The organism is Marinobacter xiaoshiensis (genome assembly GCF_031631795.1).
GTDB classification, from domain to species: Bacteria; Pseudomonadota; Gammaproteobacteria; order Pseudomonadales; family Oleiphilaceae; genus Marinobacter; species Marinobacter xiaoshiensis.
The window spans coordinates 385,842-409,655 of sequence record NZ_JAVMBO010000017.1; the positions used below are offsets into that span (position 1 = coordinate 385,842).

Annotated in this window: 32 protein-coding genes and 1 other RNA gene; 11 read left to right on the forward strand and 22 right to left on the reverse strand. The window is 54.8% G+C overall.

The genetic code is table 11. The annotated features are described in order from the left end of the window. The first annotated feature begins 15 nt into the window (after positions 1–15). Positions 16–1,551 (forward strand): threonine ammonia-lyase, biosynthetic, encoded by a 1,536-nt coding sequence (ilvA, locus tag RKA07_RS13600; RefSeq protein ID WP_200202154.1) that lies wholly within the window; start codon positions 16–18, stop codon positions 1,549–1,551. Positions 1,552–1,754: 203 nt separating this feature from the next. Beyond that, on the forward strand, positions 1,755–1,928 hold the full coding sequence (locus tag RKA07_RS13605) for a hypothetical protein (protein ID WP_310966556.1): 174 nt from the start codon (positions 1,755–1,757) through the stop codon (positions 1,926–1,928). Between the two features lie 19 nt (positions 1,929–1,947). Here the strand turns inward: RKA07_RS13605 and RKA07_RS13610 are convergent, their stop codons facing one another. From RKA07_RS13610 to RKA07_RS13635, 6 genes are all read right to left on the reverse strand, one after another. Then, on the reverse strand, positions 1,948–2,586 hold the full coding sequence (locus RKA07_RS13610) for a 5-formyltetrahydrofolate cyclo-ligase (RefSeq protein ID WP_200202152.1): 639 nt from the start codon (positions 2,584–2,586) through the stop codon (positions 1,948–1,950). Between the two features lie 4 nt (positions 2,587–2,590). Next, positions 2,591–2,770: non-coding RNA, 6S RNA (ssrS, locus tag RKA07_RS13615), on the reverse strand. Between the two features lie 61 nt (positions 2,771–2,831). Then, positions 2,832–3,128: a cell division protein ZapA gene (locus RKA07_RS13620; protein WP_200202151.1), complete on the reverse strand. Its 297-nt coding sequence runs from the start codon at positions 3,126–3,128 to the stop codon at positions 2,832–2,834. Then, the gene (locus tag RKA07_RS13625; protein WP_200202150.1) at positions 3,128–3,334 is read right to left on the reverse strand and encodes a TIGR02449 family protein; all 207 of its coding nucleotides are present in this window, start codon (positions 3,332–3,334) and stop codon (positions 3,128–3,130) included. The genes RKA07_RS13620 and RKA07_RS13625 overlap by 1 nt, the downstream gene beginning before the upstream one ends. 124 nt (positions 3,335–3,458) lie before the next feature. Then, entirely contained in the window at positions 3,459–4,733 is a 1,275-nt protein-coding gene (locus RKA07_RS13630) for an ABC transporter permease (protein ID WP_310966557.1), read from the reverse strand. Then, a complete protein-coding gene (locus tag RKA07_RS13635) occupies positions 4,730–5,446 on the reverse strand; it encodes an ABC transporter ATP-binding protein (RefSeq protein WP_310966558.1) in 717 nt (238 codons plus the stop codon). The genes RKA07_RS13630 and RKA07_RS13635 overlap by 4 nt, the downstream gene beginning before the upstream one ends. 86 nt (positions 5,447–5,532) lie before the next feature. Between RKA07_RS13635 and RKA07_RS13640 the strand changes: the two genes are divergently transcribed. Further along, positions 5,533–6,051: a DUF3299 domain-containing protein gene (locus RKA07_RS13640; RefSeq protein ID WP_310966560.1), complete on the forward strand. Its 519-nt coding sequence runs from the start codon at positions 5,533–5,535 to the stop codon at positions 6,049–6,051. A gap of 2 nt (positions 6,052–6,053) precedes the next feature. Here RKA07_RS13640 and RKA07_RS13645 read toward each other — a convergent pair whose 3' ends face one another. Further along, positions 6,054–6,596 carry a ZrgA family zinc uptake protein gene (locus RKA07_RS13645; RefSeq protein ID WP_310966561.1) on the reverse strand — a complete coding sequence of 181 codons (543 nt, stop codon included), beginning with the start codon at positions 6,594–6,596 and terminating at the stop codon, positions 6,054–6,056. Between the two features lie 138 nt (positions 6,597–6,734). Between RKA07_RS13645 and RKA07_RS13650 the strand changes: the two genes are divergently transcribed. Genes RKA07_RS13650 through RKA07_RS13670 form a run of 5 tightly spaced genes read left to right on the forward strand, consistent with a single transcriptional unit; the run spans position 6,735 to position 12,126 of the window. After that, positions 6,735–7,334: a UPF0149 family protein gene (locus RKA07_RS13650; protein ID WP_310966562.1), complete on the forward strand. Its 600-nt coding sequence runs from the start codon at positions 6,735–6,737 to the stop codon at positions 7,332–7,334. Between the two features lie 26 nt (positions 7,335–7,360). Then, positions 7,361–8,680, forward strand: a complete 1,320-nt coding sequence (pepP, locus tag RKA07_RS13655; protein WP_310966563.1) for a Xaa-Pro aminopeptidase — start codon at positions 7,361–7,363, stop codon at positions 8,678–8,680. Between the two features lie 4 nt (positions 8,681–8,684). After that, positions 8,685–9,950: a 2-octaprenyl-6-methoxyphenyl hydroxylase gene (ubiH, locus tag RKA07_RS13660; protein ID WP_310966564.1), complete on the forward strand. Its 1,266-nt coding sequence runs from the start codon at positions 8,685–8,687 to the stop codon at positions 9,948–9,950. Continuing rightward, entirely contained in the window at positions 9,947–11,170 is a 1,224-nt protein-coding gene (locus RKA07_RS13665; protein WP_200202142.1) for an FAD-dependent monooxygenase, read from the forward strand. Before ubiH ends, RKA07_RS13665 begins: the two co-directional genes overlap by 4 nt. Before the next feature lie 29 nt (positions 11,171–11,199). Next, complete coding sequence (locus RKA07_RS13670) at positions 11,200–12,126, forward strand: DUF808 domain-containing protein (RefSeq protein WP_310966565.1); 927 nt, start codon at positions 11,200–11,202, stop codon at positions 12,124–12,126. On the opposite strand, the gene RKA07_RS13675 is transcribed toward RKA07_RS13670, so the two are convergent. From RKA07_RS13675 to RKA07_RS13710, 8 genes are all read right to left on the reverse strand, one after another. Continuing rightward, complete coding sequence (locus RKA07_RS13675; protein ID WP_310966566.1) at positions 12,106–12,825, reverse strand: 16S rRNA (uracil(1498)-N(3))-methyltransferase; 720 nt, start codon at positions 12,823–12,825, stop codon at positions 12,106–12,108. The genes RKA07_RS13670 and RKA07_RS13675 overlap by 21 nt on opposite strands. Further along, complete coding sequence (gene tatC / locus RKA07_RS13680; protein ID WP_310966567.1) at positions 12,825–13,586, reverse strand: twin-arginine translocase subunit TatC; 762 nt, start codon at positions 13,584–13,586, stop codon at positions 12,825–12,827. The genes RKA07_RS13675 and tatC overlap by 1 nt, the downstream gene beginning before the upstream one ends. After that, positions 13,583–14,005 (reverse strand): Sec-independent protein translocase protein TatB, encoded by a 423-nt coding sequence (gene tatB / locus RKA07_RS13685; protein WP_200369713.1) that lies wholly within the window; start codon positions 14,003–14,005, stop codon positions 13,583–13,585. Before tatB ends, tatC begins: the two co-directional genes overlap by 4 nt. An 11-nt stretch (positions 14,006–14,016) precedes the next feature. Then, a complete protein-coding gene (gene tatA / locus RKA07_RS13690) occupies positions 14,017–14,250 on the reverse strand; it encodes a Sec-independent protein translocase subunit TatA (protein ID WP_200202137.1) in 234 nt (77 codons plus the stop codon). 90 nt (positions 14,251–14,340) lie between these two features. Continuing rightward, positions 14,341–14,670 (reverse strand): phosphoribosyl-ATP diphosphatase, encoded by a 330-nt coding sequence (locus RKA07_RS13695; RefSeq protein WP_200369712.1) that lies wholly within the window; start codon positions 14,668–14,670, stop codon positions 14,341–14,343. 12 nt (positions 14,671–14,682) lie between these two features. Next, positions 14,683–15,099, reverse strand: coding sequence for a phosphoribosyl-AMP cyclohydrolase (hisI, locus tag RKA07_RS13700; RefSeq protein WP_200202135.1), 417 nt, complete (start codon positions 15,097–15,099; stop codon positions 14,683–14,685). A 2-nt stretch (positions 15,100–15,101) separates the two neighbouring features. Continuing rightward, positions 15,102–15,509 (reverse strand): DUF3592 domain-containing protein, encoded by a 408-nt coding sequence (locus tag RKA07_RS13705; protein ID WP_200202134.1) that lies wholly within the window; start codon positions 15,507–15,509, stop codon positions 15,102–15,104. Between the two features lie 21 nt (positions 15,510–15,530). Further along, positions 15,531–16,157 (reverse strand): LysE family translocator, encoded by a 627-nt coding sequence (locus RKA07_RS13710; RefSeq protein WP_310966568.1) that lies wholly within the window; start codon positions 16,155–16,157, stop codon positions 15,531–15,533. Between the two features lie 276 nt (positions 16,158–16,433). Here RKA07_RS13710 and RKA07_RS13715 point away from each other — a divergent pair, with 276 nt between their 5' ends. Further along, positions 16,434–16,628 carry a CsbD family protein gene (locus tag RKA07_RS13715; protein ID WP_200202132.1) on the forward strand — a complete coding sequence of 65 codons (195 nt, stop codon included), beginning with the start codon at positions 16,434–16,436 and terminating at the stop codon, positions 16,626–16,628. Between the two features lie 85 nt (positions 16,629–16,713). Then, entirely contained in the window at positions 16,714–17,673 is a 960-nt protein-coding gene (rlmF, locus tag RKA07_RS13720) for a 23S rRNA (adenine(1618)-N(6))-methyltransferase RlmF (RefSeq protein ID WP_310966569.1), read from the forward strand. A 1-nt stretch (position 17,674) separates the two neighbouring features. On the opposite strand, the gene RKA07_RS13725 is transcribed toward rlmF, so the two are convergent. Next, positions 17,675–18,031: a potassium channel family protein gene (locus RKA07_RS13725; RefSeq protein WP_200369708.1), complete on the reverse strand. Its 357-nt coding sequence runs from the start codon at positions 18,029–18,031 to the stop codon at positions 17,675–17,677. Positions 18,032–18,074: 43 nt separating this feature from the next. Then, the gene (locus RKA07_RS13730) at positions 18,075–18,536 is read right to left on the reverse strand and encodes a methyltransferase family protein (protein ID WP_310966570.1); all 462 of its coding nucleotides are present in this window, start codon (positions 18,534–18,536) and stop codon (positions 18,075–18,077) included. An 87-nt stretch (positions 18,537–18,623) separates the two neighbouring features. Here RKA07_RS13730 and RKA07_RS13735 point away from each other — a divergent pair, with 87 nt between their 5' ends. Then, entirely contained in the window at positions 18,624–19,640 is a 1,017-nt protein-coding gene (locus RKA07_RS13735; protein WP_200203078.1) for a zinc-binding dehydrogenase, read from the forward strand. A 50-nt stretch (positions 19,641–19,690) separates the two neighbouring features. Here the strand turns inward: RKA07_RS13735 and RKA07_RS13740 are convergent, their stop codons facing one another. From RKA07_RS13740 to ubiE, 5 genes are read right to left on the reverse strand one after another with little or no spacing between them, the layout of a single operon-like run. Then, positions 19,691–20,311: an HD domain-containing protein gene (locus tag RKA07_RS13740; protein WP_200203076.1), complete on the reverse strand. Its 621-nt coding sequence runs from the start codon at positions 20,309–20,311 to the stop codon at positions 19,691–19,693. Between the two features lie 43 nt (positions 20,312–20,354). After that, complete coding sequence (locus tag RKA07_RS13745; protein ID WP_310966571.1) at positions 20,355–20,708, reverse strand: hypothetical protein; 354 nt, start codon at positions 20,706–20,708, stop codon at positions 20,355–20,357. Beyond that, complete coding sequence (gene ubiB / locus RKA07_RS13750) at positions 20,690–22,333, reverse strand: ubiquinone biosynthesis regulatory protein kinase UbiB (RefSeq protein WP_310966573.1); 1,644 nt, start codon at positions 22,331–22,333, stop codon at positions 20,690–20,692. Before ubiB ends, RKA07_RS13745 begins: the two co-directional genes overlap by 19 nt. Then, positions 22,330–22,971, reverse strand: coding sequence for a ubiquinone biosynthesis accessory factor UbiJ (locus tag RKA07_RS13755; RefSeq protein WP_310966575.1), 642 nt, complete (start codon positions 22,969–22,971; stop codon positions 22,330–22,332). The genes ubiB and RKA07_RS13755 overlap by 4 nt, the downstream gene beginning before the upstream one ends. After that, positions 22,971–23,753, reverse strand: a complete 783-nt coding sequence (gene ubiE, locus RKA07_RS13760; RefSeq protein ID WP_200369703.1) for a bifunctional demethylmenaquinone methyltransferase/2-methoxy-6-polyprenyl-1,4-benzoquinol methylase UbiE — start codon at positions 23,751–23,753, stop codon at positions 22,971–22,973. Before ubiE ends, RKA07_RS13755 begins: the two co-directional genes overlap by 1 nt. Positions 23,754–23,814: the final 61 nt, after the last annotated feature.

Here is a 23,814-nt window from a genome sequence, read left to right on the forward strand (position 1 = left end):
GCAACCGGAACCAACATGCCGCAACGCTACATCAAGAAGATTCTCGATGCGCGCGTCTATGACGTGGCCATTGAAACACCCCTCACTGAAGCCCGTAGTCTGTCCAAGCGCTTTGGCAACAATATTATGCTCAAGCGGGAAGACCTTCAGCCGGTGTTTTCTTTCAAGATTCGCGGCGCGTACAACCGGCTTGTTCAGCTGTCGGAAGAGCAAAAATCCAAAGGGGTTATCTGTGCTTCCGCAGGCAATCATGCGCAGGGTGTAGCGCTTGCTGCCAAAGAGCTGGGTATCAAGGCCGTTATCGTGATGCCCCAGACCACGCCTGAGATCAAAGTACGTTCAGTCCGGGATCATGGTGCGCGGGTAGTATTGAAGGGCGATGCCTTTGATGAAGCTGCTACCCATGCCGAGGAGCTGGTTGAGAAGCATGGTTACACCTACATTCCTCCCTATGACGATCCCGATGTCATTGCCGGGCAGGGTACAGTTGCCATGGAAATGTTGTGGCAGTTCAGCAAGCCTATCCATGCGGTGTTTATCTGTGTAGGTGGGGGTGGCCTGATAGCTGGCATGGCGGCCTATATCAAATACCTGCGCCCTGAAATCAAGGTGATTGGCGTAGAGCCGGAAGACTCCAATTGCCTGCAGGCCGCTATGAAGGCTGGCAAGCGTGTGGTTCTGGACGAGGTGGGCATCTTTGCTGACGGTGTGGCGGTAAAGCAGATTGGCAAGCACCCTTGGGAGATCTGCAAGGATAACGTGGATGAGGTGATTACCGTTTCCACTGATGAGATCTGCGCCGCCATCAAGGACATCTTTGAAGATACACGCTCGATCGCGGAGCCCGCAGGTGCATTGGGCGTTGCCGGTATCAAGAAATACATCGAACGGGAAAAGATCGAGAATGAAAACCTGATCGCCACTCTGAGCGGTGCCAATATGAATTTTGACCGCCTGCGCTATGTTTCAGAGCGCACGGAGATTGGTGAGAAGCGTGAAGCTATTCTGGCGGTGACCATCCCGGAGAAGCCGGGTGCTTTCAAGACCTTTATCAACGCCTTGCATAAGCGCAGCATTACCGAGTTTAACTATCGCTATGCCGATGCAAGCAAGGCAACGATTTTCGTAGGTGTTCAGGTTCAGGCTGGCGGTTTGGGCAGAGACGAGTTGGTGCAGGATCTTCGTGAAAACGGCTATTCCGTTCTCGACCTCACCGACAGCGATATGGCCAAACAGCACATTCGCCACATGGTCGGTGGCCACGCGCCCACCATTACCAATGAGAAGGTATTTCAGTTTGAGTTCCCGGAACGCCCTGGGGCGCTGCTGAAACTTCTGATGTCGCTGGGAACGCGCTGGAATATTTCGATGTTCCACTACCGCAATCACGGTGCCGCATACAGCCGCGTGCTGCTGGGCGCGCAAGTGGAGGATGATGAAGTGAAGGACTTCGAAACCATGCTGGGCAAGGTAGGCTTCCGTTATGAAAATATGACAGATAACGAGGCTTACCAGCTGTTTTTAGGTGCAGGCAACGGCAAGGCATCCTGATACTGTCAATCGGCCAGCCCGGGCGATGGCTTCCGGGCTGGCTATTTACTATCCCTATCCCTGTTTTTTTTCTTACTGAACTTTAACCTGTCAAAAATTGTAAAATCCAGAATGCGTGTTAATCTTTCGACAGATTCTTGGAAACAAGAATAGTCAGCTGATTTCTCGCAGATTTAACTTTATTTGGAACAGGAATAAGTGTCATGGGTGGCAAGCCTGATATTATCCGGGCCATTGTGCTGATCTTCGCTGTCGGCCTTGTAATTACAGGGTTTACTTCGCTGCAGGCATCGGAAGACAGACCCGCGACCGTAACGGAAAGTTCTGCTGCGCCAGTTTCCATCTATATGGCGACTACCCGATCAGAATTCCGTTGACCCTGTAACGCTCTCCGCCTTACTTTACTCGATACACCTGCTCGTCCGTGACAACGCTATGCAGTGGCACATCCCAAGGTTCGATGGGTAGTTTGTTTACCTGCTGACAGTGGTGAGCCAGGCCGATGAGTTTTGGTGCCAGCCTCGGGCGCAGGCGGGTGAACGCGAACGTGCGATCGTAAAAACCGCCTCCCATCCCCAGTCGCCCGCCATGGGCATCAAACCCTACTAATGGAAACATCACAGCGTCTAGTGCCCATGCTGGTCGCCTGAGTCCTTTGCTGAATGCTGGCTCGGGGATGCCAAAGCGGTTGGCTGTCAGTTCGATACCATCGTAGTAGGGGCTGAAAACCAGCCTGCCAGGATGGATCGGGTGCAGTACGGGCAGGTAAAAGTGAACGCCTTTGCTGCGGGCCATGGCCATAGCCATGTACGGATGCGGGTCAATCTCGCCATCGTTGGGCAGGTAGATGGCAATGTGTCTGGCTCTGTGCAGGTCCGGATTTTTCAGCAGGTTCAAAGCGAGAGAAGCCGAGGCCTGTTCCTGCTCCCTTGCCGACAGTGCACGCCTGAGTTGGCGCAAATGCTTGCGTAATGCGTTGCGAGACGAGGGAGTTAAATCGAATTCGGAAGGGTGTGAGTCGGTCGTCTGGCTCAAAATAAAGCTTCCCGAGCTGCCGTTATCGGACGTGGCCCTTGAACCCAAAGTTCAAGGTCGGCGGCCGCTGTGACATATTAGGCTTTCCCCCTGCGGGGACATGCTCACAATGCCCTGTAGTGGCCACCTGGGTAAAGCGCATCGGCTCGAGGACGAGTCCGACCAGCGAACAGCCCAGGAAGTGATTCCATTATAGGGCCAGATCCGGGTGCGATTGCAACACCTATCGGGGAATCTACCATAAATCAGTGGTTTGACTGCTCTCCGAGGGCGTTTTCCAGCTTGCTGTCCATGGCTTTCAGGAGCGTGCTGGTGGCTTCTGACATGGTGTCCCGCTCTAGCAAATCATGGGTCATATTCAGTGCTGCCATCACGGCAATGCGCTCGGTTCCGAATACCTTGCCGCTGGTGCGTATTTCCCGCATTTTGCTGTCCAGATGCCTCGCGGCCCGAACAAGTGCCTCCTGTGCTTCGGGAGGGCAGGCGACCAGGTATTCCTTGTCGAGAATTTTTACCTCAACGGTGGTGGGTTGCTTGGACATCAATGGTGCTCCAGTGCCCGAAGGCGACCGATCATGGCTTCGATCTTGTTTTTGGCAAGATCATTTTTTTGCATAAGCTGGGCCCGTTCCCGGTTCCAGTCATCTTGCAACTGCCTCAGGGCAGCGTTGCTCTGCTCCAGTTTTTGGCAGTGTTCGATCAGCTTGTCCAGCTTGTCCGCTAATGCTTGTACTTCGGACTGTTCCATGACGTGCCCAGCATAGGTTGAAGTTATTGCGACTAACTATAAGTGCGCGCGCCATAGCGGTCAATTTACACGCGTGTCATAAGTTGAAGCCTTCCGTTCTTTGACGCTTCTGAGCACGATTCTGTCACGTCCCACCGGGGCTTCCAAAGCCCTGAGAACGGCTTTGCCGCCAAGCGCTGAAGGCGGGAATAAGTGCTACTAACAGGGCGGCCAGCGGCACGGATATCAGTAGAGACCATTCTTCGAAGGTTAATGGGCGTAATTGAAGCTGAATTCCATAATTTGTCAGCAGCCAGGGGCCAAACATTGAAATCGCCAAAGCACCCAATGCCAGCGAAATTACACAGGCTACAAGGGCAAGTGCCAGGCACTCGATAAGGTAGAGGCTTGCAATCAGGCCGGGAGAGGCACCTGTAGCACGCAAAATTGCGATTTCGTGGGCGCGCTGGGTTTGCAGTGTGAGCAGTACCGCAATCAGTCCTATCAGGCTCGTCACCACCACAAATCCGGTGATGCCAAGCAGTGCCTGCTCAAACTGGCTCATCAGTCGCCACAATTCACTCAAGGCCACGCCGGGCAGAATGGCCGAGAGTGGCTCGCCCGCGTATTGGTTCAGATCACGCTGCACGCGGAACGTGAGGATCTTGCGATCCAGCCCGGCAAAAACAGCGGTAATGGTTTTGGGTGTGAAGTCGCGGTTTTGTGCCTTCTCCGGGGTGAGTGTGCGACCAGGAATGGCGACGCCCGATTCCCAGCCAACGTGTATAGCCTCCATGCCTTGCAGGCTGATATAGACCGCTTGATCAACAGGTGTGCCCGTGGCCTCAAGAATGCCAGTCACGGTGAAAGGCGTGTCTTTGTGATTCGAGAAGCTGGTGCGCCCGCCGCCATGGGACAGTATGATTTTATCGCCTAGGCCATGATTCAGGGTTCTGGCAACGCCGGCACCCAGTACCACATCGAAAATTCCGTCAAACCACTGCCCCCCAGCCAGGTTAAGAGGCTGGCCCCGGCCAAACCGGAAATGCTCGGCAAATCCTTTGTCTGTGCCCACAACCCGAAAACCGTTGTAACTGTCGCCCAGGGAAATGGGAATCAGCCAGTCAATGCGCGTGTCCTGTTCAAGATCCTGAAATGTGCTCCAGCGGATGTTGTTGGTGGCGTCGCCGATATGGAACACCGTGTACATCAGCAGGTTCAGCTGGCCGCTGCGGGCGCCGATAATCAAATCGGTATCGCTGATGGTGCTGGTAAAGGACTGCTTCACTTCTGTGCGCAAATACTGGATTCCAAGCAGAAGGGTGACGCTCAAGGTGAGGGTGAGGCATACCAGAGCCAGCACTTTGCGCCGGTGCCACAGGCTGGCACTTGCCAGTGATAATGCGAGGTGAATCTTCATGCCGCCACCTGCCCGAGTTCTAGCTGGTGATGAAAGTGCTGGGCCAGCGAGCGGTCATGGCTGACGAACAGCACGGACGTGTTGCGTTGTTCAGCCATGGTTAGCAATAGCTGAATGAAGCGGTCGCGATTATCACTGTCCAGCGCGGATGTGGGCTCATCTGCCAGAATAATCTCCGGCGCCCCGATCAGCGCCCGTGCAGCGGCAATGCGCTGCTGCTGACCAATGCTGAGCTGAGTAACCTTGCGTTGCCAGTGGCTCTGTGGAATGGCCAGAGCCGCCAGTAATCTCTGAGCGGCGGCAGCTGGCGCTTCGCCGGTGGCAGCCTTGCGCCGATGTGACAGCCTGCAGGGCAGGGTCACATTGGCCTCGGCTGTGAGGTAGGGCACCAGGTTGAACTGCTGGAATATAACGCCCATGTGGTCCGCCCGGAAGCGGTCACGTTTGCTGGCCCCCAGTTGGTGGATGTCAGTGCCCAGTAGCTTGATGGAGCCCGCACCTGGTGCGAGCATGCCGGCAAGAAGGCTCAGAAACGTACTTTTCCCCGTGCCACTCGGGCCATGAAGAAAAAGGTGTTCGCCCTGAGGTAGTGTGAGGTCCGGGAACAGTAATGTCGGCTGTTGGCTGCCCCAGCTAAAGCTGAGGCTTTTGACGTCGATCGCCGCTGGCGCATGTTCTCGATGGTGCGCGTTGGTTTCTGACTGGTTGTTCATGTTGATCGCTATCTGCCCCGTGTATTATGTCTGGCTACTATTCATGTGCACTGAAATGGCTGTTGGTTTTCCGGAGAGCTTTGCTAATGATCCCCACTTCATGTTCCTCTGCCCGGGTTCGGCTTTCGGCGTTGTTTATTCTCTTGCTGAGCGTTTCCATGCCGGCCTACTCAGAACTTCGGGAGATCGACTGGCTGGAGCTGATGCCGGCAGAAGATCTGGCCCTGCTGGAAAATATGCCTGAACTGGAGCATGAGGGCGACGGCCCTGCCTTGCTGCCAGATGAAATCATGACCGGCAGGGTTGTACCCGAGATGGCCAATGTTAAAGGCCGCATCCCGGGTTTTGTGGTACCCCTCAAAACCACCAACGATATGCGCATTCTGGAATTCTTTCTGGTGCCCTATTACGGTGCCTGTATCCACGTGCCACCCCCGCCGCCCAATCAGATTATCCATATTAAATACAAGCAGGGGTTCAAGCTCGAGGCCCTGTACGATCCTGTCTGGATTGAAGGCACGTTGGTGATAGATCGAACAGAAACCGATGTTGGCACGTCATCCTACTCAATGGTGGCGGAAACGGTTGAGCTCTATGAGGAGTAGCTTCAGCGCCCCAGTTTGAAAGAGCTTTCACCTTGCCCCAGGCGAGCTGCACCCTGTCCATCCGGCCCGGCCCAGGCAATATCGAGATGCTCCAGAGCCGGAAAACGGGCGGTAAGTGGTGTAGTCAGGGAAACAGAATGATCCAGCCCGGTGCAGTTCAGAATCTGGGTGACGGTGATATCGGCGTGCTGGCTCTCGTCCCCGTGGCTGTGCCCCCCATGATCGTGACTGCCTGCAACTTCGTGCTGAACCGTGGTGGCATGTATCTGACAGGTTGATTCCGGAGTGTTAATCAGCGGATTTTCGCCTAGCCAATGGGTAACGAGCTCTTCAATCTGGTGCTGCTCTGGCGTGCGAGGGTGGTGCTCGAACCACAGCATATTGCCAGCCGGTGAGGTGAGTAGTACTTCAACCTGGTTACCTGCGAATGCGAGTTGCATTTCAGCATGGCCATGTTGGTGTGAGCCCGGGTTGTCGGCGGCCATAAGTGGGGTGCTGGCCAGTGCAAAAGCGATTGAGAATGCGCGATGGTTTTTTGAGAGCATGCCCGTGTCCATTAGTGATGAGTGTTATGTTATAACATGATCTTCTCTTGCTCCTCGAAAATCAACCATTCAGTGCCTTGAAGGCGCCTGAATGCTAGGATAGTTGCCTAACTTCTCAACACAGGATTGTTAAGGTCCATGTCAGAAACCGACACTGTTGGCGCGGCCTACGCCGCTGAATTTGAGCGCTGGGCGAACGTTTTCGCCGCGCACAAAGCGTTCAGCCATCCCTCCGAGCTTCATGGTGCCCTGTGCGGGCGACTGGCTGCCGGTTCTCGCATTGAGGAAGGTGAGTGGCTTGCCATGGTTTGCGAGCACATGGGTTTGCCTGAAAGTGCAGCTGCGGAGGCTGATGGTCTGTCTGTGTTCATGAATGAAGCCTACGAACAGACCTTGGCGTTTTTGAAGTCGGCCGATATGAGCTTCCACCCGCTGCTGCCAGACGATGACTATGCTATCGACCAGCGCCTTGAGGCTCTTGTAGCCTGGGTGCGTGGTTTTCTGGAGGGCATGGCCTTGTCTGCCGGAGAGTCTCTGGGTGAAGCGCCGGAGGAAATCCGCGAACTTATCGAAGACATGGTGGCCATAAGCCAGGTATCTGAAGATCAGGAATCAGACCAGGAAAGCGAGCAGCAGCTGGTGGAGATAACCGAATACATCCGGCTTGGTGCTCTGGCCGTGTTTACCGAATTCAATCCGCCCGAACGGCCGGCGTCACAAGCATCAACACTGCATTAATCAAGTCACACACTGCGGGAGAACCTATGTCGTCCATTATACCCGTCAAGGAATTTGCCGAGCGCCGACGCAAACTGATGGAGCGCATGGCACCAGACAGCATTGCCATTATTCCGGCTGCGCCGGAGCGCGTTCGTAACCGCGACGTTTTGCACCCGTTTCGACAGGATAGTGATTTCCAGTACCTGACCGGCTTTGGTGAGCCCGAGGCCGTACTGGCGCTGATTCCCGGCCGTGAACACGGCGAGTCGGTGCTGTTCTGCAAAGAGAAAAACCCCGAAAAAGAATTGTGGGATGGGTTTCTTGTGGGGCCTGAGGGCGCGATCGAGCTTTACGGGCTGGACGATGCGTTCCCCATTGCCGATATCGACGACATTCTGCCCGGCATGATTGAAGGTCGCAGCCGGGTGTATTACCCGCTTGGCAAAGATCAGGGATTCGATACCCGGGTGATGGACTGGGTGAAGGTTATCCGCAGCAAGGTCAAAAGCGGTGCGCACCCGCCTGGTGAGTTTGTGGCGCTGGAGCACCTTCTGCACGATCTTCGGCTTTTCAAGAGCGCAAACGAAATCAAGGCCATGGCCAAGGCAGGTCAGATCAGTTCTGAAGCCCATTGCCGTGCCATGAAGCGCGCTCGAAAGGGTGGCTACGAATACAACCTTGAGGCCGAACTGATTCATACATTTATGGACCATGGTGCCCGCTCCACAGCTTATCCGTCTATCGTGGGCGGCGGCGCCAACGGCTGTATTCTGCATTACATCGAGAACACTGCGCCCTTGAATGACGGCGATCTGGTGCTCATCGATGCGGGCTGTGAGGTGGAGTGTTATGCCTCGGATATTACTCGCACTTTCCCGGTCAACGGCAAGTTCAGCCCGGAGCAGCGGGCGCTCTACGAGGTGGTGCTGGCGGCCCAGTATGCAGCCATTGATGCGGTGCGCCCCGGTAATCACTGGAACCATCCCCATGAAGCGGCTTTGAGCGTGCTGACCGGTGGCCTGATCGAGTTGGGCCTGCTGTCGGGCACCGTTGAAGATGCCATTGCAAGTGAAGCCTTCAAGCCCTTTTTCATGCACCGCACCGGTCACTGGCTGGGCCTTGATGTGCACGATGTGGGTGACTACAAAATTGGCGACGCGTGGCGGTTGCTCGAGCCGGGTATGGCGCTGACGGTTGAGCCTGGCCTGTATATCTCGCCGAACAATACCAGTGTGGACGAAAAGTGGCGTGGTATCGGCATTCGTATCGAAGATGACGTGGTGGTTACCAAGGATGGTTGTCGGGTGCTGACGAACGGCGTACCCAAGACCATTGAAGAGATTGAAGCCCTGATGGCGGGATGAGCCTGTGAAACACTCTGATACCGATGTGATCATTGCAGGTGGCGGGCTGGCGGGCGCAACGCTGGCTTTGGCACTGGCCAAAGTTGCTCCTGCATTGAGGGTAGCGGTGGTTGAGGCTTTTCCTCTGTCTACGGATGCCTTGCCGGATGCTTATCAGCCCAGCTACGACGCACGCTCCACTGCGCTGGCCTGGGGTTCCCGGCTGATTTTTGAAGAGCTTGGGCTATGGCAGCGGATATCAGAACATGCGACGCCCATCCAGCATATTCATGTGTCTGACAGGGGCCGGTTTGGCGCGACCCGCCTGAATGCCAGCGAGTTCCAGCAGCAAGCCCTGGGCTATGTTGTCGATAACCGCTGGATGGGGCTATGCCTGATGCGGGAGTTGCTTGCAACCAATATCCAATGGCTGGCGCCCGCCGAAGTGACGGATATGGCGTCTTCCGAGCAGGGTGTGAGCGTTGCGGTAAAAATCGGCAGTGAGACCAGCACCCTGAAGGCCAAATGCCTGATTGTTGCAGATGGTGGTCGTTCCGGGCTGAGAGAAAAACTCGGCTTCCAGACAAATCACCACGGCTATGATCAGAATGCCCTGATCGCAAACGTTTCCACCAGCGACAGCCACGAATTCACTGCTTTCGAGCGTTTTACCGATGCCGGCCCTATGGCATTGTTGCCCCATGGCTCACCTTCCCGCGCCGGCCATCAATCTGTATTGGTGTGGACGCTGAATGATAGGGAGCTTGAAGAGGTTCTGGGCATGTCGGAGAGCGACAAATGCCAGCGGCTTCAGGAGCGCTTTGGGTGGCGCTTGGGCCGATTCACCCGCATAGGTGAATGCAACCACTACCCACTAACGCTGACCACAGTAGACGAGCCGGTAAGGCCGGGTGTTGCGCTTGTGGGTAATGCTGCCCATGCATTGCACCCGGTGGCGGGGCAGGGCTTCAACCTGGCGCTGCGGGGTTTGATGACTCTGGTGGAGCAGTTCCGGTTGGCCGTTGAACAAGGCCGGTCGCCGGGCGACTTCCAGATTTTGCGCTGCTATCACGAGTTACATAAGCCGGATTGGCAGCAAACCGTGCAGTTCTCGGATTCACTGATCCGCATCTTTGGTCATTCATTGGCACCTATTGCGGCAGCGCGGGATGCCGGGCTGGTAGGGCTGGATTTGCTCCCCGGTGCAAAGCGCTTGTTTGCGCGAAAAGCGATGGGCACAGCCGGGCGCCGTGCTGTTATCAATGGGCCAGCAACGAGCGATAAGCAATGAGTGATACCAAGGTGTTCGATATTCTTGTGGTTGGCGGCGGCATGACCGGCACAGCTCTGGCTCTTGGTTTGTCGCAGCAGGGCTGGCAGGTGGGATTGGTAGAGGCCGGTGAGCGCGCTGCATTGTTGCAGGCCCCGGTGACGGTGAAGAGCGTGGCAGATTTTGAGCCTCGCGTCAGCGCTATCTCCATGGCCAGCCAGCAGTTGCTCGATTCATTAGGCGCCTGGCAGGGCGTTGTAGCGGGCCGCCATTGCCCCTACCAGGGCATGACTGTGTGGGACGGTGATGGCACTGGGCGTATTCACTTTGATGCTGCTGAATTACAGGCCCGCGCTCTGGGCACGATCGTTGAAAACCGCAGCCTGGTTCGGGCACTGTTCGAGCTTGTGGAAACCAGTGGTGTTGAGCTGATTGATGGTGTGCAGGTTACCGGCTGCTCCCAGGAGGGCGACCAGCGCAGCATTGAGCTTGCCGATGGACGCAAACTCGGGGCTCGTCTGGTTATTGCGGCCGATGGCGCAAACTCCCGGCTGCGCCAGTGGGTAGGCTTGCCAACCCGCGAATGGGATTACGACCAGCAGGCCATTGTATGTACCGTGCGCACAGCTCAAAGCCATGGATACACAGCCTGGCAGAGATTTTCGCAAACCGGGCCCTTGGCGTTCTTGCCGTTGGCCACGGAAAACAATGACGAGCACTTCTGTTCTATTGTCTGGTCGCAGGATACCGAAGAAGCCCGCCGCCTTATGGCTCTGGATGATGCAGCCTTCACTGCGGAACTGGAGCGGGCAATTGAAAGAGAGCTGGGTGCCCTGGAGGCGGTGTCCAAACGCTTTGCCTTTCCTCTGCGACAGCGGCATGCGAAAGACTATATTGCGCCCGGTTTTGCGTTGGTGGGCGATGCGGCCCACACCATTCACCCGCTTGCAGGCCAGGGTGCCAACCTCGGATACGGCGATGTCCGGGTTTTGCTGGAGGAGCTGGCCAAGGCTAAACGCAGTGGCTTGAGCCCAGCTAATGAACTGGTTCTTGCGCGCTATCAACGCCGCCGAAAAGGCGAAAATCTCGCCATGATGGTTGCTATGGAAGGCTTCAAACAACTGTTTGGCCGCGATGAATTGCCACTCAGATGGCTGAGAAACACCGGGATGCGTTGGCTGGACGGCCTGGGCCCCATTAAGAACAGAATTGCCGCCGAGGCCATGGGCCTTGATGTTTAACCTACTATCACACTGAAGGATCTGCGCTTATGGCAGGAACCAGTCTTCTCGCGCTATTCGATGATATTGCCACTATCCTCGACGACATCTCCATGATGACCAAAGCGGCGGCCAAAAAAACTGCCGGGGTGTTGGGGGATGATCTGGCACTGAACGCTCAACAGGTAACTGGAGTAAGAGCGGCGCGGGAACTGCCTGTTGTCTGGTCTGTAGCCAAGGGGTCATTCGCAAACAAGGCCATATTGGTGCCAGCCGCAGTGGCCATCAGCTTTTTTGTGCCTTGGCTGGTTACGCCCCTGTTGATGCTTGGTGGTGCGTTTTTATGTTTTGAAGGTGCGGAAAAAATCATTCACAAGTTCTTCCATTCGGAAGAAGAGACGCAACGGAAGGACGAGCTTCTCAAGGCATTAAAACAGCCTGATGTGGACTTGAGAGTTGTAGAAAGACGAAAGATCAAAGGCGCTATACGCACCGATTTCATCTTGTCGGCAGAAATAATTGCCATCACTCTCGGGGTCGTAACCGCAGAAACTATCGGCATACAGTTTGCTGTGCTGGCGGTGGTCGCAGTGCTGATCACAGTCGGTGTTTACGGCCTGGTAGCCGGCATAGTAAAGCTGGATGACGGCGGGCTTTACCTTACCCAACAAGAAAGTGCGGTGGCTCAGAAGATAGGCCACGGCATACTGTGGTTTGCGCCTTACTTGATGAAAACCCTGTCTATTGTCGGCACCATTGCCATGTTTTTGGTGGGTGGCGGCATTCTTGTTCACGGGGTAGCGCCCCTTTATAACGCTATCGAAGACTTCGCCGCAGGATTTGGCGGTGTTCCCGCTGTGCTGTTCAGCACGGTTGCTAATGGGCTGGTTGGCTTGCTGGCGGGGGCTTTGCTCGTGGCAGTACTTACGCCACTGATCAGGATCTTGGCATCCAGATCAGAGGCAAGCGTCGAATAAACGGCTTACGAGAACGGGAACGGCTGTTTCCACCCGAAGAATGCGAGGCCCAAGGTGAACGCTTTGGCAGCCTGCCTCTTCAAGCTTACCTACTTCGTAGGGCGTAAAACCGCCCTCAGGCCCAATACATAGCGCGGTTGGCTTGTTGAGGTGGGTAGGGCAGGGGGTGGCCGTACCGGGGTGCGCAACCAGGGCCACCTTGCCTTGTAACAGGGCGGGTAGCTCATCTTCCACGAAAGGTTTGAACAGCTTGCGTATATGCACCTTCGGCATAGCCGTATCTTTTGCCTGCTCCAGGCCAAGAGTAAGGTTTTCCCGCAAGTTGTCATCTGACAGCCAGGGCGTTTGCCAGAAGCTTTTTTCCACCTTGTAGCTGTTGATCAGCCAGATATCCTTAACCCCAAGAGTGGCGCTGGTTTGCAGAACCCGGCGGAACATTTTAGGCCGCGGCATGGCCAGAATGAGTGTAAAGGGGAGTGGTGAGGGTGGTGGTTGGTCCAGAGTAACAAGCAGCTCAGCTTCCGAAGCGGTGAGCGTTACAACTTCACCCCACCCCATAAGACCGTTTACGCGGCCAACCGGCAACTGGTCCCCCTGGGTGGCGCCCAGCACAGATCGCATGTGCTCAAGCCTGCGCCCCCGCAGCACAACACGGTTAGGCGCAACAAAATCCTCATCGAACAGTAAGGCGAGATTCATTAAGAGGAAGGCTCGTCCGTGTCTGCTACTTCGCGTACTGCCAGCCTGCCAAACAAAATGCCCAGCTCGAACAATATCCACATGGGCACAGCGAGAAGTGTCTGGGAAATGATATCCGGGGGGGTCAGCATCATGCCGATTACAAAGCAGCCCACCACAACGTAAGGACGTTTTGCTGCAAGGTCTGACGGAGTCGTTACGCCACTGAGAATCAGCAAAATCGTCGCGATGGGGATTTCGAAGGCAATCCCGAATGCAAAGAACATTTTCAGTACGAAATTCAGGTAACTGCTGATGTCTGGCAGCTCAACAATGCCTTCCGGGCCTATCGCCGTAAAAAAGCCGAACACCAGCGGGAATACCACGTAATACGCAAACGCGGCACCAAGGTAGAACAGGATCACCGAGGTAAACAGCAGTGGAAACGCCAAACGCTTTTCATGGGCGTAGAGGCCCGGTGCAACGAAGCTCCAAAGCTGGTAGAGAATCACAGGGATAGCGGCGAATACCGACAAAAACAGGGCCAGTTTCAGGGGCGCGAAAAACGGTGAGGTAATATCCGTTGCGATCATGGTCTGACCTACCGGCAGCAGTGACCGGATAGGCTCGGATAGCCAGAGGTACAGTTCATTGGCAAACGGATAAATGGCGGCAAAACAAATTACTACCGCCAAAACCATCTTCAGTAATCGGTCGCGAAGTTCCAGCAGGTGCGCAACCAGTGGCATTTCCGGCTGTTCGCCATCTGTTTTTGCATTCATGAAGGCTTATCCGACGGGTTTGGTGCGGCGTTTGGCTGGGCCGGCTTGTCTTCACTTGGGGGGGCTATGGAGTCGCCTTTCTGATCCTGGTCCGGCTCAGACTGTTGCGCGCTCGCTGACTTGCCGGCAGGTTTATCCGACAAGACCATATGCTCATATTTTTTGGCTTCATCCAGAGCACCACGCACGGTCTTTTTTACGTCATCCAGGCCCACATCACCGGCTTCGCTCAGCTCTTTCCTCAGCTCTTCGGCTTTCAGTTGGCGATCCAGCTCCGAGGTGAACTGGGTGACCATGCGGCGCGCGCCACCAACCCAGCGCCCAGCCGCCCTCGCAGCCGTGGGAAGCCGTTCGGGGCCAAGCACCAATAGAGCTATAACGCCGCAAATCAGCAGCTCAAGAAAGCCGATATCAAACATCTTGTCTGGTCTCAGCTTTTGGCTTTTTCCTTGGGCTTGTCTTCAGCCGCCTGTCGCGTCTGTTCTTCCTGAGTGCCTTCCAGCGAATCCGGGTCGCCCGGTTTGCTGTCTTCGTCATTCATGGATTTTTTGAAGCCGCGAATCGCTCCACCAAGATCGGTGCCAATGTTGCGCAGCTTCTTGGTTCCGAACAACAGAATCACAATGCCCAGTACAATAAGAAGTTGCCAGATGCTGATGCCCATTACGGGATCCTCGTTTTGATGTTTTCGTAGATTAGCATTATACGTTACCAGAGCCGGGTGGCGGAAACCCCCGTTAGGGGTATTACCTGCTCACTTGCTCCGGGACGCCTTTTCTTCCAGCCCGGAAAGGTCGAAACGGCTGCTCAACTCAGCCAGTATATCCTTGGAACTCAGGCCCAGGTTGGAAAGCATAACCATGCAGTGAAACCAGAGATCTGCTGTTTCACTGATGACTGCCCTGGTCTCCCCCGAGTGCTCCGCATCCTTGGCGGCCAGCAGTGTTTCTGTACACTCTTCGCCAACCTTTTCCAGAATCTTGTTCAGGCCTTTGGCGTGGAGGCTGGCGACGTAGGATTTCTCAGGGTCGGCTGATTTACGGGCTTCCAGAACCCGTGTCAGATTTTCCAGAACATCACTCAATACATCCACTCCTCAGTTACTGCCATAAATGGCATCCGGATCTTTAATGACGGGTTCAACGCCCACCCACTGGTCGCCCTTTAATGAGCGGTAAAAACAGCTACGCCGGCCAGTGTGGCATGCAATGCCGCCTTTTTGCTCTACTTTTAGCAGGATAACGTCCTCGTCACAGTCGAGGCGAATATCCTTGACCACTTGCTGGTGCCCGGACGTTTCGCCCTTGCGCCAGAGTTTACCCCGTGAACGTGACCAGTAAACCGCCTGGCCCTCTTCAGCTGTGAGGCGAAGGGATTCCCGGTTCATCCAGGCCATCATCAGGATATCGCCCGTGGCAGCATCCTGTGCGATCGCAGGAACCAGGCCGTCCGCAGTCCAGCGAATGGCATCGAGCCAATCAAGGGTGTCTAGATTATCAGATAAGTCTTTCATTTTTATGAATCCTGAGCATTTAGTCGCCGCAATCCCGACGCCATGGCCGTCGCAGCGAACACGAGCATAAGCGCGACAAAGGTAATGGTAATTTGATACCGGCCATTCAGAGTGTTGATCACAGCCTCGTAGGGGGGCTTCGGGTTGACCAGCAATGGCACCTCGTCTCCCGTTTGTAGTGATTTAAGGCGCCCGAAAAAGTCCAGAATCCCGCGCCTTGTTACAAACTGATGGGTCTGGCCCTGAATACTATAACGGATAGTGTAATCCCTGTACTGATGGGCGGTTACATGGCCAATAGTTGGCTGCGATTCAAAATGCTTTGAGGTTTCCCATACAAAAGACAGAGTACAGACAACCAGTAGAAGGACGAATATCCGGGTCAGAGCAGCGTGTGGGGATGCGTTCATGGAGCTTTTGCCTTGTATGATCTATAGCTTCGCACGAAGCAGGTTCAAACCAAGCCCGATGTACACAAGCCCAGTGACTTTACTTATCACTCCAGACAGGCGCGAGTCCGACCTGGCTGCGCTTGAAAAGCTGGCAGCAAATGTGACTAGAAAAAGACACCACAAGGTGCCGCCCAGCACAAAAATACCGCCTAAAAACAGAAATACTGCCGAGCTGTTACTGGCTCCGGGCGCCACAAACTGCGGCAGGAAAGCGAGAAAGAAGATTGCGATTTTCGGGTTCAACAGGTTGGTCAGAAAACCCTGGTAGAACAGCTGTGAGCGGCGCCGAAAGGCGGTTACAGAGGCTGGCGCGAGCTTGTTGTGAGCGCGCAGGGCCTGGATGCCAAGGTAGGCCAGATAGGCAGCTCCAACAAACTTGACCGCTGTGAATGCCAGTGCAGACGTTGCCAGCAGTGCTGATAGCCCGGTTGCAGCAAACAGGGTGTGTGCCAGTATGCCCGCGCTTACACCGAACACCGATAACAGCCCGGCAACGCGCCCCTGGGACAGGGTTCTGGCTAAAATGTACACGGTGTCTGGTCCTGGAGTTATCCAGAGTAAAAAGCTCGCACTGAAAAACAACCAGAACTCGTGGGCCTGCAGCATCTGAGGCTCCTGCCTGTATTTGTGACTTCGCCGCCAATATACCCGCTATAACGACAATTCATCCAGAGCAGGGTGTGTTCTTCGAATGCGGCACCGGACCCTGGCAAACGACTCGGGATGAATTTATCGCAACCTGGAAAGCATTGTTAAACGCAGGCTGCTGTGCCAAGTTTACTATCGATGTTGCGGCTTGCGGTAGACATAGCAAGCTGGATATTCCTTTTATCCCGGCGGCGCTTTGTTTTTACGTCGCCCTGTTAACTTGAGGAAATCGTTATGAACAAAGACATCATTGAAGGCAATTGGAAGCAGCTTAAAGGTAAGGTACGCGAGAACTGGGGCAAGCTGACAGACGACGATCTGGATGAGATCGCCGGCCGCCGCGACCACTTTATTGGTAAGGTTCAAGAGAAATACGGCACCACCAAAGAGGACGCGATGAGAGAGTGGGAAAAGCTCACTAATTCCTGAGCATCCATAGCCGCTAAGACCTTCAAAGCCGGTATCTGCTCAACCACAGGCACCGGCTTTGAGCTACACACCCGGAAATAAAACTGTGAGCAGTTCCCAGCGAAGTGACAGGCATCAGGCAAAGCCTGGTGGAAAAGGTTTACACCCCAAAAATCTTCACAAGCAAGGCTACGATTTTACATCCCTTATAAAAAGCCACCCGGCATTAACACCCTACGTTAAAGCAAACGCCTACGGTAACCTCTCCATAGAGTTCGCAGATCCAAAGGCAGTAAAATTGCTGAATGCCGCCCTGTTGAAACACTACTACGGCATTGTTGGCTGGGATATTCCGGAAGGCGCGCTTTGCCCTCCCATTCCGGGGCGAGCAGATTACATTCATCACGTGGCTGAACTGTTTGGGGAGCTTGAGCCATTTGCGAATCAGGCTAGCACCCAAACCGGCATAACCTTGCTCGATATAGGCACAGGGGCTAATGGCATATACCCGATACTGGCATGCCAAATGTACGGCTGGCATTGCGTTGGCAGTGATATAAGTGCTCAGTCGCTTGAAAACGTTGCCCGCATTATCGCCAACAACCCCATACTGAAAGACCGTTTCACCCTGCGCATGCAAAGTGACAGGCACAAGATCTTCGACGGAATTATTCGGGAAGGAGAGTTTTTTGATGTCAGCGTGTGCAATCCCCCCTTCCATGCTTCACAAGACGAAGCACTCAAGAGCAGTCAGTTAAAGCTGAAAAACCTTGCGCGCAACCGGGGTGAGACAAAGCCCGGGGCTGCATCGCAAGCTCTGAACTTTGGTGGCCAGGAAGCGGAACTATGGTGCAAAGGCGGCGAACAGATGTTCCTTAAAAAAATGATAAAAGAGAGCCAGCTATTTGCAGTGCAATGCCGTTGGTTTACAAGCCTGGTTTCGAAAGCCGAGAACGTAAAGCCCTCCACCAAACTGATGCGCAAGCTTGGGGCGACCGAGGTACGGGAAATCGAGATGAGGCAGGGGCAAAAGGTTACGAGAATATTGGCCTGGTCATTCGCATAGGCTAATCAATTATGCCTTGGCCGACACTTCTCAAAACCTCGGGATCAATATGAATTTCAAACGCGATAGATGCTGCTTTAACAGCAAGTGCCACAAACAGGCCTGTTAGCATAATCCCGCACCAGGCAATGGCGATAGAGAGTACTTTTGAGGGTTTACGCAACGGGCGCATGTCTCCGTAGCCAACGGTAAAGGCCGTTATAAACGCCCAGTAAAGCGCATCGAACCTTCCCCAGGACTCCAGGCGGCCAACAAACAATCCGAGAGCAATAATAGAAACACAGATCGAAAGTAGAATCGGGAGCGAGAAGTACGTTCCCCAAAGAAACAATTTAAAAAATGTAATCGAAAAATCCATAGTTTATCTGCTTTGGGTCAGGTTTTTTGGCTACACGTTTAAATCAAATCCAGCGCCGGACACGTGCCTTGTACGCAGTATATTCTGAACCGAAGATCGCATCGAGAGCGCGTTCTTCCGGAATAATCTGAAATCGGGTTATATAGAGCGCAAACCCGATAGGGCCGAGCAATGCTCCGGGAGAGGAAAGAAAGACAGCCCAACCAATCAGCACTAGCACCATGCCCACGTACATGGGGTTACGCGTAACCTTGAATATTCCGGAAGCTACCAGCAGAGATGCCTTTTCCGGTCTGGTTGGGTTGATGGTGGTTTTCATTCGGCGAAAAGAGATAACGCCAACCAAACTTATGCAGCCGCCAAGTAGTGCGACTGAGGTGGCCGCAATGACTCGAATGGTGTCGTGAAATTGGAGTGGCGGTGTCACCAAATCCATGCCCCACATGATAAGCGCCGCAATAGCGGCAACTGCGGGAGGTGGGATTCTAAGCTCTAGTGACGACATGCTTGTGATATAACTCCTAGCGTTTTCTCGAACTATGTCATATCCGATGAACAAAGATAATACTTGGAATACGATGCCGGAGCCTCTATGAAACGTGTGATCATACCTAAAGCTGGAAGCAGCAGTGTACTGGCACTCAAGGAGTTTCCAAGCCTGGAGGTTGGGCCAGGTGAGGTGCGAATTTCGGTTAAAGCCTCGGGGCTGAATTTTGCCGATATTATGGCGCGCCAAGGTTTGTATCAGGATGCCCCAGGCTTTCCCTTTACGGCCGGGTATGAAGTGTCAGGTGTGATCGACTCCATTGGCGACGGTGTCGAAGAAAAGTGGTTGGGTAAGCCTGTAATGGCTTTGACCCGGTTTGGCGGCCATGCCTCCCAGGTAGTTGTTTCGCTCAACCAGATCTTCGAGAAACCAGGCCGGCTCTCCTACGCGCAAGCTGCAGCTATCCCCGTGAACTACCTGACCGCATGGCAAGCCCTTGTTATTTGCGGCGCACTGCAACCGGAAGATACAGTGTTGATTCACAATGTGGGAGGTGGAGTAGGCCTTGCCGCATTGGATATTGCACAACACATTGGTGCCACCACCATTGGGACAGCCAGCCCTGGAAAGCATGAATACTTATTGTCTCGCGGGCTTAACTACGCCATAGATTACCGAAATAGCGACTGGTACACAGAGCTGATGCACCTGACTGATGGCAAAGGCGCTGAGCTGATTCTTGACCCGTTGGGTGGAGAGAGCTGGCGTAAGAGTTACAAGGCGTTGCGTGCGTCCGGGCGCTTGGCGATGTTCGGAATATCGGCCGCATCTGGCAATGGCATTGGCAGCAAGTTGGCGCTGGCGAAAACCGCAGTGATGATGCCCATTTTCCACCCCATCAGTTTGATGAACGAAAACAAATCTGTATTCGGAATTAATATGGGGCGGCTTTGGCATGAGCCTGAAAAGATCCGTGTGTGGATGGGCAAAATCATAGCAGGCGTGGAGGAGGGTTGGATCAATCCCACCATCGCCGAGTCCTTCAGCTTTGAGGATGCCGCATTGGCCCACGACTACATCGAAAGCCGTGCCAATATAGGCAAGGTAGTGTTAACCCCCTAGCTGCGTTGGCAGCGCTGAAGCGTACCTGTGATCACAGGAGGGTGCCGGGATTATGCGCGCCCTTCCAGCTTGGACACCGCATTTGAAAGGTTCTCCCTGGCTTGGCGCTCACGTGCTTCCGGGAATATCCCGGACGTGTAAATCTGCGGGCGCTCCATAAATCCCCGGAGCACAGCGGCACGCTTCTTTCGGTAGATAAACGAAGGCACGAGCCGGTACTCCTTGCGAACCCCTTGCTCAAAAATCTCGTAGGTTTCCGGAGACGTTCCCAGAATCGAAAGATCAATATCCACAAGAATCGATTCGTCACGGGATTGGGTAGGTGCATCATGCTCGGTGACCATAATGAGCCTGTGAACACGATCGATTTCCTCAGCGCTTGCGCCGGACTCTGCCAAAAACGAAGCTGCCCAATCGGCGCTTTCCAGTTCATTTTTGCTGGATAAAGGCTTGTAAATGGCATCGTGGAACCAGAATGCGAGCTCCACCTCTCGCGGGTGGTCAAGCAAGGCCGAGCAGTTATCCAAATGCCGAAGGCAGGCTGAGATATGCTCCAGCGTGTGGTAATGCCGGCCCTTCCCGGAATAGGCGGTGATCAGGGAATCATAGGTTTCCTGATGCGGGGCAAAGCCCCAGGTACCCATAAGTTGCGCCCACCGGTCATTATCCATTGTTGCCTCTTGAAAACTTTTTGCGCCAGGAACCAAGCGCCAGCTAAGCGCAGGGCTGCAAAGAAAACAGGAAAAGCCCGAACCAGACATTCGCTAATAAGATCAAAACCTTTATCGCATCTCTGGCAAATGACGGAATGTCTTTGGATTGGTAAAGATAGCCGATGACGACCCACTGAATAAATAGCCACGCATACGTGAGGTAGAGAAAACCCTTGTGGCATGCTGCATTGGGCGATGTGTAATAGGTGTAGAACCAAGCAAACGCAGTTCCTGTGACCATAATCAGGAAAGCCGCGGTAGAGAGCAGGTTTTGCCATTGTGGATAGTCGGTGCTTAATAGATTCTCTTTGACCTGCTTGAGTCCCATGGTCGCTCTCAGCGGCTGCCACGCCAAACCAACGCCCCTGCTGCAGCAAGCAACACCCAAGACCACACTGGCGCGTGTTCTGCCCACTCACGGGCTTCTGGCTGGGTTCCGATAACAGCTGCGGCAACCAGTGCTATCGCTGCAATCCCCCGGCGCCAGCGGCGGTCGCTTCTGAGCTGTTGTTCGCGGAGCAGTGCCAGGGTGTCCTGGTTCTGTTTCTCGGTGGGGCCGGCGCTGCGCAATTGCAGTAGAGCATCGTGAACCAGTTGGGGCATTTCAGGGGACTGTTCCAGCCATGAGGGCAGGTGGGTTTGCAGGGATTTTATCAGGCCGCTTGGGCCTATCCGCTTGCGCATCCAGCCTTCCAGGTAAGGTTGGGCCGTGCTCCAAAGATCCAGTTCCGGGTACAGCTGGCGGCCAAGGCCCTCTACGTTCAGCAGGGTCTTTTGCAGTAGAACCAGCTGTGGTTGCACTTCCATGTTGAAGCGTCGCGCGGTCTGGAACAGGCGTAGCAGGAAGTGACCGAAGGAAATGTCTTTCAGGGGCTTCTCAAAAATCGGTTCGCATACGGTGCGGATGGCCGCTTCGAATTCGTTTACCCTTGTATCTGGTGGTACCCAGCCAGATTGAATGTGAAGCTGCGCCACTTGCCGGTAATCTCGGCGGAAGAAGGCCAAAAGATTGCGCGCCAGGTAGCTTTGATCGTCCGGCGCCAGGGTGCCCACTATGCCAAAGTCGATGGCGATGTATTTCGGGTCTGCGGGGTTGGAAACGTCGACAAAAATGTTTCCCGGGTGCATATCGGCGTGGAAGAAGCTGTCCCGGAATACCTGGGTAAAGAAGATCTCGACGCCTTTTTCAGCCAGCACTTTCAGGTTTACGCCAGCCGCTTCCAGTGCGGGAACATCGGCAATGGGAATGCCGTAGATACGCTCCATTACCATCACGTTTTTGCGGGTGTAGTCCCAGTCGATAAACGGAATGTAGATCAGCGAGGAGCCTTCAAAGTTGCGGCGCAACTGGCTTGCGTTGGCCGCTTCCCGCTGCAGGTCCAGTTCGTCATGAATGGTGGAATCGTAGTCGGCCACCACTTCTACCGGGTGCAGTCGCTTGCCTTCTGTCCAGTATTTCTCCAGCAAGTTGGCCATCAGGTACATCAGAGCAAGGTCCTGCCGGATCACTTTCTCAATACCCGGGCGCAGTACTTTCACCACAACATCCTGGCCGTTCAGCAGAGTAGCCGCATGAACCTGTGCAACGGAAGCCGAGGCCAGCGGGTCTGCGCTGAACTCTTTGAATAGCTCAGCTACCGGCGCTCCAAGAGACCCCTCAATAATGTTGCGGGCAACGTCGCTGGAGAAGGGCGGAACGCGGTCCTGAAGGGTCTTTAGGGATTCCGCCATATCGTCTGGTAACAAATCGCGGCGGGTGGAGAGTATTTGGCCGAACTTTACGAATACCGGGCCAAGCTCTTCCAGGGCCAGGCGCAGGCGATCACCGCGGCTAAGTTTTGGTTGCGGAAAAAGATGCCAGGGCGCCAGCAGAAAAAATACCTTCAGCGGTGCGGGAAGCTCCGCTATTGGTAAAAACGTGTCCAGCCGGTAGCGGCAGAATACCCAGGAAATGCGAATCAGGCGTTGCAGGCGGGTCACGGAGTCTCCGGTTTGTCAGTAGTGCCGCGGCTTTCAATCTGGCTTATGCGCGCTGCCAGGCGCTCGGTGCGCAGGTTCAGGGCGTCTATGTCTTCGAACGTGGCTTCCAGTTCGCGGCGGCCGGGCAGGGCGCGGCTTTCCTCATGCACATATTCTTCAATGTTTGCGTTCAGAGCGCCGAATGCCTGTCGGCTCCAGCTGACGGCGTTGCGAATACGCTTGCCGATGAAGTGAGTCGGCACGTCGCCTATGTGTCTTGCCATGGCCGCTTCCCAGTCCGGGTTCAGCTTGTCCAGCGCGCGTTGGAACTGGTGTGCCAGGGCGGTGTCACCGGTAACGCTCAACCGGTTATCGGTGAATACACGGTTATCACCGGTGGCCAACGCTGCGAAGGCCAGGGGCTTGCCACTGATTTCCAATGCGGGATCTTCAACTGGCTGGCTGCGCACCTGCACCCGATTGCCTGCTCTGTGCAGTGAGCAGGTAAGAGAAATCGGGTGGGTAATGCGGAACTGTACTGGCCCTTCAAGAGAGCCCAGCAGCGCCTGCTGGCCGGCGGGGTCCAGTTCAAGCGCGTGGTTCAGTGCCCGCTCGATTATGGCAGTTAGCGCCGTAAGCAGGGTCGGGCCGGGAAACATCAGGGTTTGGTTCCCACGTGCAGGGCAACAATACCGCCGGTCATGTTGTAGTACTTGCAGTTCACCATGCCCGCGTTTTCCATCATGCCTTTGAGCGTGTCCTGATCCGGGTGCATGCGGATGGATTCGGCCAGATACTTGTAGCTCTCGCTGTCGCCGGCGATGAGCTGGCCCATCAGAGGCAGGGCTGTAAACGAGTAGGTGTCATAAGCCTTGCTCAGCAGCGGGTTGGTGGGCTTGGAAAATTCCAGCACCATCAGCTTCCCGCCGGGCTTGAGCACTCGCATCATGTCCCGCAGAGCCTGATCCTTGTCGGTTACGTTACGCAGGCCAAATGCAATGGATACGGCGTTGAAGCTGTTGTCCGGGAAGGGTAGGTGCTCTGCATCGGCTTGCACGTACTCAATGTTGCCGGCGTAGCCGCGATCGGTCAGGCGGCTGCGCCCAACCTGCAGCATGGAGGCATTGATGTCGGCGAGAACCACTTTGCCATCACGCCCAACCAGATCAGAGAACTTCATGGTGAGATCGCCGGTGCCACCGGCAATATCCAGAACCTGGTGCCCCGGGCGAACGCCGGAAAGTTCGATGGTAAAGCGCTTCCACAACCTGTGAACACCCATGGACATAAGGTCGTTCATGAGGTCGTATTTGCCTGCGACGCTATGAAAAACCTCGGCTACCTGGCTGGCTTTCTGGCTCTTGGCCACATTGCGGAATCCGAAGTGTGTAACGTCGTCCTGGCTGTTGCCGGGAATGGTTGGCGTTTGTTGCTCGCTCATGGGGCATGTCCTGTCAGAATCTGAACCCCGTATTCTAACGCTTGACGGAGTTGCTACAAGG

Excerpts from the sequence above, each read along its gene's own strand:
- ilvA (WP_200202154.1), top strand. The coding sequence starts at position 16 with ATGCCGCAACGCTACATCAAGAAGATTCTCGATGCGCGCGTCTATGAC.
- RKA07_RS13605 (WP_310966556.1), top strand. The coding sequence starts at position 1,755 with ATGGGTGGCAAGCCTGATATTATCCGGGCCATTGTGCTGATCTTCGCT.
- RKA07_RS13620 (WP_200202151.1), bottom strand. The coding sequence starts at position 3,128 with ATGTCCAAGCAACCCACCACCGTTGAGGTAAAAATTCTCGACAAGGAA.
- RKA07_RS13625 (WP_200202150.1), bottom strand. The coding sequence starts at position 3,334 with ATGGAACAGTCCGAAGTACAAGCATTAGCGGACAAGCTGGACAAGCTG.
- RKA07_RS13630 (WP_310966557.1), bottom strand. The coding sequence starts at position 4,733 with ATGAAGATTCACCTCGCATTATCACTGGCAAGTGCCAGCCTGTGGCAC.
- RKA07_RS13635 (WP_310966558.1), bottom strand. The coding sequence starts at position 5,446 with ATGAACAACCAGTCAGAAACCAACGCGCACCATCGAGAACATGCGCCA.
- RKA07_RS13640 (WP_310966560.1), top strand. The coding sequence starts at position 5,533 with ATGATCCCCACTTCATGTTCCTCTGCCCGGGTTCGGCTTTCGGCGTTG.
- RKA07_RS13645 (WP_310966561.1), bottom strand. The coding sequence starts at position 6,596 with ATGCTCTCAAAAAACCATCGCGCATTCTCAATCGCTTTTGCACTGGCC.
- RKA07_RS13650 (WP_310966562.1), top strand. The coding sequence starts at position 6,735 with ATGTCAGAAACCGACACTGTTGGCGCGGCCTACGCCGCTGAATTTGAG.
- pepP (WP_310966563.1), top strand. The coding sequence starts at position 7,361 with ATGTCGTCCATTATACCCGTCAAGGAATTTGCCGAGCGCCGACGCAAA.
- RKA07_RS13665 (WP_200202142.1), top strand. The coding sequence starts at position 9,947 with ATGAGTGATACCAAGGTGTTCGATATTCTTGTGGTTGGCGGCGGCATG.
- RKA07_RS13670 (WP_310966565.1), top strand. The coding sequence starts at position 11,200 with ATGGCAGGAACCAGTCTTCTCGCGCTATTCGATGATATTGCCACTATC.
- RKA07_RS13675 (WP_310966566.1), bottom strand. The coding sequence starts at position 12,825 with ATGAATCTCGCCTTACTGTTCGATGAGGATTTTGTTGCGCCTAACCGT.
- tatC (WP_310966567.1), bottom strand. The coding sequence starts at position 13,586 with ATGAATGCAAAAACAGATGGCGAACAGCCGGAAATGCCACTGGTTGCG.
- tatB (WP_200369713.1), bottom strand. The coding sequence starts at position 14,005 with ATGTTTGATATCGGCTTTCTTGAGCTGCTGATTTGCGGCGTTATAGCT.
- tatA (WP_200202137.1), bottom strand. The coding sequence starts at position 14,250 with ATGGGCATCAGCATCTGGCAACTTCTTATTGTACTGGGCATTGTGATT.
- hisI (WP_200202135.1), bottom strand. The coding sequence starts at position 15,099 with ATGAAAGACTTATCTGATAATCTAGACACCCTTGATTGGCTCGATGCC.
- RKA07_RS13705 (WP_200202134.1), bottom strand. The coding sequence starts at position 15,509 with ATGAACGCATCCCCACACGCTGCTCTGACCCGGATATTCGTCCTTCTA.
- RKA07_RS13710 (WP_310966568.1), bottom strand. The coding sequence starts at position 16,157 with ATGCTGCAGGCCCACGAGTTCTGGTTGTTTTTCAGTGCGAGCTTTTTA.
- RKA07_RS13715 (WP_200202132.1), top strand. The coding sequence starts at position 16,434 with ATGAACAAAGACATCATTGAAGGCAATTGGAAGCAGCTTAAAGGTAAG.
- RKA07_RS13725 (WP_200369708.1), bottom strand. The coding sequence starts at position 18,031 with ATGGATTTTTCGATTACATTTTTTAAATTGTTTCTTTGGGGAACGTAC.
- RKA07_RS13730 (WP_310966570.1), bottom strand. The coding sequence starts at position 18,536 with ATGTCGTCACTAGAGCTTAGAATCCCACCTCCCGCAGTTGCCGCTATT.
- RKA07_RS13735 (WP_200203078.1), top strand. The coding sequence starts at position 18,624 with ATGAAACGTGTGATCATACCTAAAGCTGGAAGCAGCAGTGTACTGGCA.
- RKA07_RS13740 (WP_200203076.1), bottom strand. The coding sequence starts at position 20,311 with ATGGATAATGACCGGTGGGCGCAACTTATGGGTACCTGGGGCTTTGCC.
- RKA07_RS13755 (WP_310966575.1), bottom strand. The coding sequence starts at position 22,971 with ATGTTTCCCGGCCCGACCCTGCTTACGGCGCTAACTGCCATAATCGAG.
- ubiE (WP_200369703.1), bottom strand. The coding sequence starts at position 23,753 with ATGAGCGAGCAACAAACGCCAACCATTCCCGGCAACAGCCAGGACGAC.